The sequence below is a fragment of the Pseudomonas sp. BRM28 genome (genome assembly GCF_002939405.1).
GTDB lineage: Bacteria > Pseudomonadota > Gammaproteobacteria > Pseudomonadales > Pseudomonadaceae > Aquipseudomonas > Aquipseudomonas palmensis.
Genome location: NZ_PEFV01000001.1, coordinates 4,819,943 through 4,832,139, shown reverse-complemented (window position 1 = coordinate 4,832,139; position 12,197 = coordinate 4,819,943). Strand labels below are relative to the sequence as shown.

The 12,197-nt window shown below is 63.2% G+C and carries 11 protein-coding genes and 1 pseudogene; 7 read left to right on the top strand and 5 right to left on the bottom strand.

Features of this window, described 5'->3' with window-relative positions:
• Positions 1-157: 157 nt before the first annotated feature.
• Positions 158-604: an azurin gene (azu, locus tag CR917_RS22365; RefSeq protein WP_043863517.1), complete on the top strand. Its 447-nt coding sequence runs from the start codon at positions 158-160 to the stop codon at positions 602-604.
• 91 nt (positions 605-695) lie between these two features.
• Here azu and nadE read toward each other — a convergent pair whose 3' ends face one another.
• Positions 696-1,523, bottom strand: a complete 828-nt coding sequence (gene nadE, locus CR917_RS22360) for an ammonia-dependent NAD(+) synthetase (protein WP_043863516.1) — start codon at positions 1,521-1,523, stop codon at positions 696-698.
• Positions 1,524-1,526: 3 nt separating this feature from the next.
• Positions 1,527-2,729: a nicotinate phosphoribosyltransferase gene (gene pncB / locus CR917_RS22355; RefSeq protein ID WP_104572988.1), complete on the bottom strand. Its 1,203-nt coding sequence runs from the start codon at positions 2,727-2,729 to the stop codon at positions 1,527-1,529.
• A gap of 458 nt (positions 2,730-3,187) precedes the next feature.
• On the opposite strand from pncB, the gene CR917_RS22350 reads away from it, so the two are divergent.
• The 6 genes from CR917_RS22350 (at position 3,188) to CR917_RS22325 (ending at position 9,841) form a co-directional block, all read left to right on the top strand.
• Positions 3,188-4,324 (top strand): branched-chain amino acid ABC transporter substrate-binding protein, encoded by a 1,137-nt coding sequence (locus tag CR917_RS22350; RefSeq protein ID WP_043863514.1) that lies wholly within the window; start codon positions 3,188-3,190, stop codon positions 4,322-4,324.
• Between the two features lie 162 nt (positions 4,325-4,486).
• A complete protein-coding gene (locus tag CR917_RS22345; RefSeq protein ID WP_043863513.1) occupies positions 4,487-5,401 on the top strand; it encodes a branched-chain amino acid ABC transporter permease in 915 nt (304 codons plus the stop codon).
• Positions 5,402-5,403: 2 nt separating this feature from the next.
• Positions 5,404-6,687 (top strand): high-affinity branched-chain amino acid ABC transporter permease LivM, encoded by a 1,284-nt coding sequence (gene livM / locus CR917_RS22340; protein ID WP_043863512.1) that lies wholly within the window; start codon positions 5,404-5,406, stop codon positions 6,685-6,687.
• Positions 6,684-7,559 (top strand): ATP-binding cassette domain-containing protein, encoded by an 876-nt coding sequence (locus tag CR917_RS22335; RefSeq protein ID WP_054916169.1) that lies wholly within the window; start codon positions 6,684-6,686, stop codon positions 7,557-7,559. The genes livM and CR917_RS22335 overlap by 4 nt, the downstream gene beginning before the upstream one ends.
• A complete protein-coding gene (locus tag CR917_RS22330; RefSeq protein WP_043863511.1) occupies positions 7,556-8,272 on the top strand; it encodes an ABC transporter ATP-binding protein in 717 nt (238 codons plus the stop codon). The genes CR917_RS22335 and CR917_RS22330 overlap by 4 nt, the downstream gene beginning before the upstream one ends.
• An 804-nt stretch (positions 8,273-9,076) precedes the next feature.
• Positions 9,077-9,841: an SDR family oxidoreductase gene (locus tag CR917_RS22325; protein ID WP_043863510.1), complete on the top strand. Its 765-nt coding sequence runs from the start codon at positions 9,077-9,079 to the stop codon at positions 9,839-9,841.
• A gap of 66 nt (positions 9,842-9,907) precedes the next feature.
• Here the strand turns inward: CR917_RS22325 and CR917_RS22320 are convergent, their stop codons facing one another.
• The 3 genes and pseudogenes from CR917_RS22320 to CR917_RS22310 all read right to left on the bottom strand — a co-directional run.
• On the bottom strand, positions 9,908-11,017 hold the full coding sequence (locus tag CR917_RS22320) for an AGE family epimerase/isomerase (protein ID WP_043863509.1): 1,110 nt from the start codon (positions 11,015-11,017) through the stop codon (positions 9,908-9,910).
• Between the two features lie 90 nt (positions 11,018-11,107).
• Positions 11,108-11,740, bottom strand: a complete 633-nt coding sequence (locus CR917_RS22315; RefSeq protein WP_043863508.1) for a TetR family transcriptional regulator — start codon at positions 11,738-11,740, stop codon at positions 11,108-11,110.
• 112 nt (positions 11,741-11,852) lie between these two features.
• Positions 11,853-12,128, bottom strand: a pseudogene (locus tag CR917_RS22310) (phage infection protein); the annotation flags it as partial.
• Positions 12,129-12,197 lie beyond the last annotated feature (69 nt).

Below are 12,197 nucleotides of genomic sequence, written 5' to 3'. Positions count from 1 at the left end.
ATGGCGCATGATGGTCCCGCGGATTTTGTGTATACAATCCATAGCGAAAATTTACTACCAGCGCGCCTAACCTGCCCCTTGACTCATATCAGGCCGGTGGGGGACGCTCTGGGGCAGTATAGAAACGGATAAAAAACCCCTGCCAAGGAGATTCACGATGTTTGCCAAAGCTGTTGCGGTATCCCTGCTGACCCTCGCCAGTGCCCAGGTCTTCGCTGCCGATTGCAAGGTCACGGTCGATTCCACCGACCAGATGTCCTTCAACACCAAGGCCATTGAGATCGACAAGAGCTGCAAGACTTTCACCGTCGAATTGACCCACTCGGGCAACCTGCCGAAGAACGTCATGGGCCACAACCTGGTAATCAGCAAAGAAGCTGACATGCAGCCAATCGCCACCGACGGCCTGAGCGCCGGTATCGACAAGGATTACCTGAAGGAAGGTGATGACCGCGTGATCGCCCACACCAAGGTGATCGGTGCTGGTGAGAAGGACTCGGTGACCTTCGATGTTTCCAAGCTCAAGGCTGACGAGAAGTACGGCTTCTTCTGCTCGTTCCCTGGCCACATCTCGATGATGAAAGGCACTGTTACCCTGAAGTAACCTTGCCTGGTCTGGCCTCTTCGCCGGCAAGGCCGGCTCCTACCGGGTTTCGTGGATACCCGTAGGAGCCGGCCTTGCCGGCGAAGTCGTTTCAAGGGGCGAATGGCATTTCGCGCTTGTGATGTGTCTTCTCGTACGTGCGCCTGATGATCTCGAACGCTTCCTCGCTCACTGCCTCGCCGTGCAGAAACGCATCGATCTGCGCATAGGTCACCCCATGCGATGCCTCGTCCGGCTTGCCCGGCGCCAGGTCTTCCAGGTCGGCGGTCGGCACCTTCTCCACCAGTGACTCCGGCGCGCCAAAGCTGCGTGCGATGTCGCGCACCTGATGTTTCACCAGCCCGCTCAACGGCGCCAGGTCGCAGGCCCCGTCACCGAACTTGGTAAAGAACCCCATCACCGCCTCGGCCGCGTGATCCGTGCCGATCACCAGCCCGCCACGTGCCCCGGCAATGGTGTACTGCGCCACCATGCGCATGCGCGCCTTGGTGTTGCCCACCACGAAATCCACCAGCGCCGGCTTGCCGTCCCTGAGTGCCTCGACCTCGGCCGCCAGCGCCTGCACCGCCGGCGCGATGTTCACCGTATGGCATTCGTCAGGCTGGATGAAATCGATGCACGCCTGGGCGTCATGCTCGTCATGCTGCACCTGGTACGGCAGGCGTACGGCGATGAAGCGGTAATGCACATCGCCCGTCTGTTCGCGCAGCTCGTTGATCGCGCGCTGGGCGAGCAGGGCGCCGGTCAGCGAGTCGACACCACCGCTGATGCCCAGCACCAGGGTCTTGAGCCCGGCGTTCTTCAGGCATTGCTGGATGAAGGCCACGCGCCGGGCCTTCTCGGCCTCGAGCGCGGCCGCGTCGGCGAACGGCGGCTGAACCTTGAGCTGCTGCGCAATCTCTCGCTGGACGGCTTGCATGGGTTACTCCTTGGGCACTTTGAATACGTGGCGCAGGTAGGCGACGAAGTTGGCGTCGCGGCATTGGGTCTTGGCCGCTTCATCGGAAATCTTCGCCACGGGCTGGCCGTTGCAGTCGGTCATTTTAAGTACGATGCTCATCGGCGCCACCCCGGGAATGTCACAGGTGAGGTTGGTGCCGATGCCGAAGCTGACATTGATGCGCCCGCGCAAGGCGCGGAATATCTCCAGGGTCTTGGTCAGGTTCAGCCCGTCCGAGAACACCAGCGTCTTGGTCATCGGGTCGATCCCCAGCTTGCGGTAATGCGCGATGGCCTTCTCTGCCCATTGCACCGGATCGCCGGAGTCATGGCGCAGGCCGTCGAAGAGCTTGGCGAAGTACAGGTCGAAGTCGCCGAGGAATGCATCCATGGTGATGCAGTCGGTCAGTGCTATTCCCAACAGCCCGCGGTACTCGCGCACCCAGCAGTCCAGGGCGGCGATCTGGCTGTCGATCAGCCGCGGGCCGAGCTGCTGGTGGGCCATGATCCACTCGTGGGCCATGGTGCCCAACGGTTTGATATCCAGTTTGCGTGCCAGGTGCACGTTGCTGGTGCCCACGAAGCGCGCCGGGAACTCCGCCGTCAGCACCTTCACCACCTGTTCCTGGACCTTGTAGGAGAAGCGTCGGCGGGTGCCGAAGTCGGCCACCTGCAGTTCGGCCAGCTCCTCGCTGCTGGCATTGGCGCGCAGCCAGTCGAACTTGCGGTACAGCTGGTCGCGTGCATCCACCAGCTTGATCTGTGGATAACGGTGCTGGTTGCGCACCTCGCTGATGATCGCCAGCAGCGGCACCTCGAACAGGATCACGTGCAGCCACGGACCGTGCAGGCACAGTACCAGTTCGTCGTGCTCGATGGCCAGGTGCAGGTAGCGCAGGTTGAAGCGAAACAGCCCCAGAAAGCGCAGGAAGTCCGGCTTCATGAAGCTGATCTGCTCCAGGAAGCCCAACTGCTCGGCACTGATGCTCAGCTCGCTGAGGCGCTCGATCTGTGCGCGGATCTGCGCCAGATAGGGGCGCAGGTCTTCGCCGTTTCGGCAGCGGAACTCCCACTCCACATCCACGTTGGGGTAGTTGTGCAGCACCGCCTGCATCATCGTCAGCTTGTAGAAATCGGTATCGAGCAGGCTCTGCACGATGCGGTTGGCGAAGGCACTTTCGCTCATAAAGGACTCCAGGTCGGGCGTGCGCCCATCCGGGGCCGCCAATGCAGTCCATTGTGCCAGTCTTTTTGCCGCTGAGGCCGGCGCCGACGGGGTAATTCGGTAGCAGGCTATGGGTAGCGGCGGTTTTCGCATTGGCCAGCTAGCCTCTTATGGTGCCCGCTGTAGCAGATGCGCACCAAGGATGTGCAGTTCGGTTACGTATCTTGTTACAGGCTGGTTGCACGTAAACACAGGTCAGGGTTGCAATGATGGCACTCAAGGGTTGCGCTTCAAGCGGTTCGTGGGTGGCGCCAGGTGCAGGGCAGGAGGTTGCACGGCCCGTGGAAAAGGCGCGAAAGCGGCGCCTGCCGAACCTGATCGCGAGTTTTTACAGAATAAAAATCCAATGGCACGGCCCTTGCTCATCGCAATTGCTGAACGTTGTAGTGCCAACCAAAAAAACTCAGGAGCACCACCTCATGTCGCAGACGTTTTACAAGAAAGGCTTTCTGGCCCTCGCCGTTGCCACGGCGATGGGCGTGTCTTCGTATGTACAGGCCGACGTCAAGATCGGTGTAGCGGGCCCGATGACCGGTGCCAACGCGGCGTTTGGCGAGCAATACATGAAAGGTGCGCAGGCGGCCACCGACAAGATCAATGCCGCGGGCGGCATCAATGGCGAGAAGATCGTGCTGGTCAAGGGCGACGATGCCTGCGAGCCCAAGCAGGCGGTGGCCGTGGCCAACCGCCTGGTCGACCAGGACAAGGTCATCGGCGTGGTCGGGCACTTCTGCTCGTCCAACACCATCCCGGCGTCGGAGGTGTACGACGAGGCCGGGGTCATCGCCATCACCCCCGGCTCGACCAACCCGCAGGTCACCGAACGTGGCCTGAGCGCCATGTTCCGCATGTGCGGGCGCGACGATCAGCAGGGCATCGTGGCCGGCGACTACATCGTCGATGTGCTCAAGGGCAAGAAGGTTGCCGTGCTGCACGACAAGGACACCTATGGCCAGGGCCTGGCCGACGCCACCAAGGCGCAGTTGACCAAGCGCGGCGTCACCCCGGTGCTGTACGAGGGCCTGACCCGTGGCGAGAAGGACTTCAGCGCCGTGGTCACCAAGATCCGCTCCACCGGTGCCGACGTGGTCTACTTCGGCGGCCTGCACCCCGAAGCCGGCCCGCTGGTACGCCAGTTGCGCGAGCAGGGGCTCAAGGACGTCAAGTTCATGTCCGACGACGGCATCGTCACCGACGAACTGGTGTCGACCGCCGGCGGCAAGCAGTACGTCGATGGCGTGTACATGACCTTTGGCGCCGACCCGCGCCTGCTGCCCGACAGCAAGGCGGTGGTGGACGAGTTCCGCAAGGCCGGTACCGAGCCCGAAGGCTACACCCTGTACGCCTACGCCTCGATCCAGGCCCTGGCCGCCGCGTTCAACGGTTCCAAGTCGAACAAGGGTGAAGACGCTGCCAAGTGGCTCAAGGCCAACCCGGTGCAGACCGTGATGGGCGAGAAGAAGTGGGACGCCAAGGGTGACCTGACCGTGTCCGACTACGTGGTCTACCAGTGGGACAAGGACGGCAAGTATCACCAACTGGAAAAACAAAAATAACAACGGCCGGCACCCCGGGCACTCGCTGCCCGGGGCGCGCCCCGGTTTTTGCCGTACCTGTCTTTTCTCGTAGATCTGCACAACCCGGCGCCGCTTGTACCGCCTCAACGGCGGTGCAACGTGGTCGGCGCTTGTGCAATCTCAAATACGTGAGATTGCGTTATGGATGGTATTTTCCTGCAGCAACTGATCAATGGTCTGACCCTGGGGTCGGTCTATGGTCTGATCGCCATCGGCTACACAATGGTCTATGGCATCATCGGCATGATCAACTTCGCGCACGGCGAGGTGTACATGATTTCCGCCTACCTGGCGGCTATCAGCCTGGCATTGCTGGCGTATTTCGGTATCGAGTCCTTTCCCCTGCTGATGCTCGGGACGCTGATCTTCACGGTGGTGGTCACCGGCGTGTATGGCTGGACCATCGAACGCATCGCCTACAAACCCCTGCGCAACTCCACCCGGCTGGCGCCGCTGATCAGTGCCATCGGCATTTCGCTGATCCTGCAGAACTACGCGCAGATCAGCCAGGGCGCCCGCCAACAGGGCGTACCGACCCTGCTCGAAGGCGCCTGGCGCCTTGAAGTGGGCACCGGCTTCGTGCAACTGACCTACACCAAGATCTTCATCCTGGTGGCAGCCTTCGTCGGCATGGCCGCGCTCACCTACATCATCAAGTTCACCAAGCTGGGGCGCATGTGCCGGGCCACCCAGCAGGACCGCAAGATGGCCTCGATCCTGGGCATCAACACCGACCGGGTGATCTCCTACGTGTTCGTCATCGGCGCGGTGATGGCCGCGCTGGCCGGCGTGCTGATCACCATGAACTACGGCACCTTCGACTTCTATGCCGGCTTCATCATCGGCATCAAGGCCTTCACCGCGGCGGTGCTGGGCGGTATCGGCTCGCTGCCGGGCGCGATGCTCGGGGGCATCATCCTGGGGATTTCCGAGTCGCTGTTCTCCGGGCTGATCAACTCCGACTACAAGGACGTGTTCAGCTTCTCGCTGCTGGTACTGATCCTGATCTTCCGTCCCCAAGGCCTGCTGGGTCGCCCACTCGTGGCCAAGGTGTAAGTATGTCTGCTGCCAAAAACGCTTCCATCGATATCAAGCGCAGCCTGGTCGATATGGTTCTCGCCGGGCTGATTTCCCTGATCGTGTTCGGCCCCATCGTCGGCGTGGTGCTCGACGGCTACAGCTTCAACATGCAGCCCGCGCGTGTCGCCTGGCTGGTGGCGGGGGTGATGCTGGGGCGCTTCGTGCTCAGCCTGTTCCTGCAGACCAGCAAGGGCCAGGCCATCCTGCAGGGCTTCGAGAGCAGTGGCTCGGGTGTGCATGTGCTGGCGCCGGACTACAAGTCGCGCCTGCGCTGGATCATCCCGGCACTGATCGTGATTGCCATCGTGTTCCCGTTCTTCGCCAACAAGTACCTGCTTACCGTGGTCATCCTGGGGCTGATCTACGTGCTGCTGGGCCTGGGGCTGAACATCGTGGTGGGCCTGGCCGGGCTGCTCGACCTGGGCTACGTGGCGTTCTACGCCATCGGTGCCTATGGCCTGGCGCTGGGCTACCAGTACCTGGGGCTGGGCTTCTGGACGGTGCTGCCGCTGGCGGCGATCGCCGCGGCACTGGCCGGCTGCATACTGGGCTTTCCGGTGCTGAGGATGCACGGGGACTACCTGGCCATCGTGACCCTGGGCTTTGGCGAGATCATCCGCCTGGTGCTCAACAACTGGCTGTCGTTCACCGGCGGGCCCAACGGCATGCCGGTACCGTCGCCGACCTTCATGGGCCTGGAATTCGGGCGCCGGGCCAAGGACGGCGGGGTACCGTTCCACGAGTTCTTCGGCATCGACTACAACCCCAACGTGAAATTCCTGTTCATCTACATCGTGCTGTTCCTGGTGGTGCTGGCGGTGCTGTACATCAAGCACCGGCTCACCCGCATGCCGGTGGGGCGCGCCTGGGAAGCGCTGCGCGAGGACGAGATCGCCTGCCGCTCGATGGGCCTGAACCATGTGCTGGTCAAGCTCTCGGCGTTCACCCTGGGTGCGTCCACCGCAGGCCTGGCCGGGGTGTTCTTCGCCAGCTACCAGGGCTTCGTCAACCCGTCCTCGTTCACCTTCTTCGAGTCGGCGCTGATCCTGGCCATCGTGGTGCTCGGCGGCATGGGCTCGACGGTCGGGGTGGTGATCGCCGCCTTCGTGCTCACCGTGGCGCCGGAGCTGCTGCGCAGCTTCTCCGAGTACCGCGTGCTGCTGTTCGGCGTGCTGATGGTGTTGATGATGATCTGGCGACCGCGTGGGCTGATCCGCATCAGCCGCACCGGTGTGGTCCCGCGTAAAGGAGTGGCGCCATGAGCGACGAAGTGATTCTTTCGGTCGACAACCTGATGATGCAGTTCGGCGGCATCAAGGCGCTCAGCGACGTGAGCCTGAAGGTCCGGCGCAACGCCATCTTCGCGCTTATCGGCCCCAACGGCGCGGGCAAGACCACCGTGTTCAACTGCCTTACCGGGTTCTACAAGGCCAGCGGCGGCAAGATCGAGCTGAACCTGCGCGGCACCCGCACCAATGTCATCCAGCTGCTGGGCGAACGCTTCCAGGCGGCCGACTTCGTGTCGCCCAGAAGCTTTGCCAGCCGCCTGTACTACAAGATGTTCGGCGGCACCCACCTGGTCAACCGGGCGGGGCTGGCGCGTACCTTCCAGAACATTCGCCTGTTCAAGGAAATGTCGGTGGTGGAGAACCTGCTGGTGGCCCAGCACATGTGGGTCAACCGCAACCTGCTGGCCGGGGTGCTCAACACCAAGGCCTACCGTCAGGCCGAGAGCGACGCCCTGGACCATGCCTTCTACTGGCTGGAGGTGGTCGATCTGGTGGACTGCGCCAACCGCCTGGCCGGCGAGCTCTCGTATGGCCAGCAGCGCCGCCTGGAAATTGCCCGGGCCATGTGCACGCGCCCGCAGATCATCTGCCTGGACGAACCCGCCGCCGGCCTCAACCCGCAGGAAACCGAAGCGCTCAGCCGCATGATCCGCGTGCTGCGCGACGAGCATGACCTGACGGTGGTACTGATCGAACATGACATGGGCATGGTAATGAGCATTTCCGACCATATCGTGGTGCTGGACCACGGCAACGTGATCGCCGAGGGCGCGCCGCAGGAGATCCGCAACAACCCGACGGTGATCGCGGCCTACCTGGGCGCCGATGAAGAGGAGCTGGCATGAGCGTACCGATCCTCGAACTGAAGGACCTGGACGTGTTCTACGGCCCGATCCAGGCGCTGAAAAAGGTCTCGATGCACATCGACGAAGGCGAGACGGTAAGCCTGATCGGCTCCAACGGCGCGGGCAAGTCCACGCTGCTGATGTCGATCTTCGGCCAGCCGCGCGCGGCGTCGGGGCAGATCCTCTACCGGGGCACCGATATCACCCACAAGTCGTCCCACTACATCGCCTCCAACGGCATTGCGCAGTCGCCGGAGGGGCGCCGGGTGTTCCCGGACATGTCGGTGGAAGAGAACCTGATGATGGGCACCATCCCGATTGGCGACAAGTTCGCCGGCGAGGACATGCAGCGCATGTTCGAGCTGTTTCCGCGGCTCAAGGAACGGCGCAACCAGCGGGCGATGACCATGTCCGGTGGCGAGCAGCAGATGCTGGCGATTGCCCGGGCGCTGATGAGCCGGCCCAAGTTGCTGTTGCTGGATGAACCGTCGCTGGGGCTGGCGCCGATCGTGGTCAAGCAGATCTTCTCGACCTTGCGCGAGCTGGCCAAGACCGGCATGACCATCTTCCTGGTGGAACAGAACGCCAACCATGCGCTCAAGCTGTCGGACCGCGCCTACGTGATGGTCAACGGGCAGATCCGCATGACCGGCACCGGGCAGGAACTGCTGGTCAACGAGGAGGTGCGCAACGCGTATCTGGGTGGGCACTGACGGCGAACATTAAAGAAGACCCCGGCTTGCCGGGGTTTTTTTTGTGCGTATTACGACCCAATCGCGGGTCGAGCCCGCTCCCACAGGGGCAGCGGTGAACCTTGTGGGAGCGGGCTTGACCCGCGATCGGGCCGCAGATCGGCCTTGCGGCAGATTGTGGAAAAGTTATTTGAAGGTGTGCAGGTAACGCGACACAACGTCGCTCCAGGCACTTGTTTTCAAAGGCATTGAAGTTGTCCCCGATTCGTGTGGAACCGACTGTGGGTAACTTGGTAGTACATGGCTGAAGACCATGTAATACAAGGCTTACAGAGGTGTGGTTGTTTTTTGAGCAGCGGTTTTTCTGACGCTGCAGCGGGCATTTGTCAAGGCTTTTATGGCGAGGTCGATTGCCCCTCATTTCATCTGTGCAGCCTGTGGATAACTCTGTGGGCAAGCACTGGAAAGACTGGCGCAGGCAGCGAGATCAAAGGCCTCGGGCCATCACTGCAGTTATCCTTCTGCATCTCTGGCTGTCGCGTTGTTCAAGGGGCGGCCGCCAGGTCAAGCGAAATACTTCCCACGCCAGGCCACAGCCCGCTCAAACCGTGGGCCGCAGCCTGTGCAGTTGCCCCCAGTCTGTGTGGAAGGGCCTGTGGATAACGTGCGTACAGCTCGCGCCGGGCCTTGCGGGGCAAGGCTTTCAGAGTTTTGATCGTTTTTTGTACAGTTGATTTTCGGCTTGCTGCGCAGCGCCGTGGCGGGGCATGCTGCACGCCCTGTCGATCAGTTGCCCGTGGGCACGTTTTCCCGAGGAGATTTTCCATGACTTCCACCGTATTCATCACGGGCGCCACCTCCGGTTTTGGCGAAGCCTGCGCACGTCGCTTCGCCGAGGCGGGCTGGTCGCTGGTGCTGACCGGTCGGCGCCAGGAGCGCCTGGAGGCGCTGTGTGCGGAGCTGTCCAAGCAGACCGAAGTGCATGGCCTGGTACTCGATGTGCGTGACCGCAAGGCCATGGAAGCGGCCATCGAAGGCTTGCCGCCGACCTTTGCCAAGCTGCGCGGGCTGATCAACAACGCCGGCCTGGCCCTGGGTGCCGACCCGGCGCCCAAGTGCGACCTGGACGACTGGGAGACCATGGTCGACACCAACATCAAGGGCCTGATGTACAGCACCCGCCTGCTGCTGCCGCGCCTGATCGCCCACGGGCGTGGTGCGACGATCCTCAACGTCGGGTCGGTGGCGGGCAACTATCCGTACCCGGGCAGCCATGTGTATGGCGGTACCAAGGCGTTCGTCGGGCAGTTCTCGCTGAGCCTGCGCTGCGACCTGCAGGGCACGGGCGTGCGGGTCAGCAACATCGAGCCGGGGCTGTGCGAGAGCGAGTTCTCGCTGGTGCGCTTCGGGGGTGACAAGGCGCGCTACGACGCCACCTATGCCGGTGCCGAGCCGATCCAGCCGCAGGACATTGCCGAGACCATCTTCTGGATTCTCAACCAGCCGGCGCACATCAACATCAACAGCCTCGAGCTGATGCCGGTGAGCCAGGCGTGGGCGGGGTTCTCGATCGATCGTTCGAAGGCCTGAGTGCACTTTCGCCGGCAAGGCCGGCTCCTGCAACTCATGTAGGAGCCAGCGTTGCTGGCGAAGGCGTCAGAGGGCGCGCTGCAACCCTTCCAGGCAGGTCGCCAGGTGGTACGGCGTGGTCGACGGCATATCGTGCCGGCTCACCGCGCCACTGGCGTCGCGGCATTCATGCCAGCCGCCGTCATGCAGAAAGTTCTGCTGCAATGCCTGCAGTTGCGCCAGCACCTTGCCCGCGCTGTCGGGCCGCAGCGCCAACGCACGCAGGTATTCGGCCTGGGCCCAGATGCGCTGGGTGGCGTCACGCACGCTGCCGTCGACATTGAGCATCGCCAGCACCGCACCGTCCTTTACTCCCTGTTGCTCGGCATAGCCGAATGCGCGGCTCAACGAGCCATGCAGCGCGCCGCCGCGCAGCAGCGGTGAGGATTCGAGCAGATAGAACCACTCGAACTGGTGCCCGGGTTCGAACCAGTTATCCACAGCCCCGCGCGGTTTCTCCAGCATCACCCCATGTGCCGGGTCGATGAAGTGCGCCTGCATGGCCTCGGTGAGGTTCACCAGCGCGTCCTGTACCACCGCGTCGTGACGCACCGACAGGGTGGCGAGGAAGGCTTCGGCCAGGTGCATCAGCGGGTTCTGCAACGGCCCGCTGCCCAGCGTCGACCAGTCTTCGGCCAGGCTCGCCTCGTACAGGCCGTGCTCGGTGGCAAAGCGCTCCAGCACCACTTCAAGGGCTGCATTCAAGGTCGACTCGGCCATTGCTTCGTTCACCTTGCCCCAGTAATGCGCGCAGGCGAACACGATGAAGGCGTGGGTGTAGAGGTCCTTGGTGCGGTCCAGCGGGTTGCCCTGGGCGTCGATGCTGTAGAACCAGCCACCGTGCTCGGCGTCGTGAAAGTGGCGTTGCAGGGTGCGCAGCAGGGCGGCGGCACGTTCCGCGGCGCCAGGCTGCTCGATGCGGCTGCTGAACAGGTACAGCTGGCGCGCGCAGGCCATGGCACGGTAGCGCTGTACCGGCAGGGGCCGGTGCTGCGGGTCGAGGGCTTCGAATGGCAGGGCCATGTCCGCGTTCCAGCCCGGGCCTTGCCACAGCGGCACGATGCGCTGGGCGAAGTGCTGCTGGACGCTGTCGAGCAGGGCAGGGAGTTCAGGCTGGGCGGTACGAAGGTCGGGCATGGAGAGGCGTCGTCGCGGTGGGCGTTTGTGGCGCATGGTAGCAGGAATTGCGGTTCGGCTTGAGCACCCCTTCGCTGGCAAGCCAAGGGCTCAGCGCAGATCGCCGAGCCCTTGCCAGTACTTGGCCCCGACAAAGATGAAGCGCAACTGCTGGGTGATCTTCGCCTGCGCGCTCAACTGCCCCGGTACCGGCTCGGCCGGCGAGTCGATCAGTTCGGGCAGGGTGGCGAACACGGTCTTGACCACCAGGTCGGCCATCACCCCCAGGGCCGCGTCGTCCAGATGCCGCCAGCGCGGCATGCGTTTGAGGTCCGCCGCCAGGTCCGAGCTGATCCCTTCGCGCAGCTTGGCGATGGCCTGGCGCACCGGCTGCGAGCCACCGTACTGCTCGCGGGCCAGGAACAGGAACTGCGCCCGGTTGGCCGCCACCACATCGAGAAAGATGCGCACCGAAGCATCGGTGATGCCGCCCAGTTCGAATTCGTTGTGGCGCACCAGGCGGATGGTCTGGCGGAAGGTTTCGTCCACCTCGTTGACCAGTGCCAGCCCCAGCTGGTCCAGGTCGCAGAAGTGGCGGTAGAAGCCGGTGGGCACGATGCCGGCGGTCTTGGCTACCTCGCGCAGGCTGATGCTGCCGAAGCCTCGGCCGCTCTCCATCAGGTGGCGGGCGGCATCCAGCAGGGCCTGTCGGGTCTGTAGCTTTTGTTCGGCGCGCGGCAGCATGGCGAGTATCGGTTCACAGTCATACAGCCCTGCACTCTAGGGCCTGGGCCGCAAAAAACAAAGCCCGGTCGATGGACCGGGCTGTGGGCGCGGGCACTGGCGCATGGGCTCAGCTCGCGCGGCTGTTGCGTTCGATCAGACGGTCCGAGCCGCCTTCGGCGATGCGAGTGCTGCGTTCGACAAGGCGGTCGGAACCACCTTCGGCAACGCGGTTGCTGCGCTCGATCAGGCGGTCAGAACCGCCTTCGGCCAGGGTCTTGAGGGGCTGTGCAATGACGCTGGCGCTGTCGCGGGCTTCGGCCGAGAGGTTCTGTTCGGTGGCGGGTACGGCGAAGGCGTTGGCAGCCAGCAGGCTGAGGGCAAAACTGAGCAGCAATGGGCGTTTCATGATCTGGCGCTCCTTGGGAGGGCTGGTAAGTGGGTACGGCGCCAATGCTACGCTTGGGGGTCAGATAAA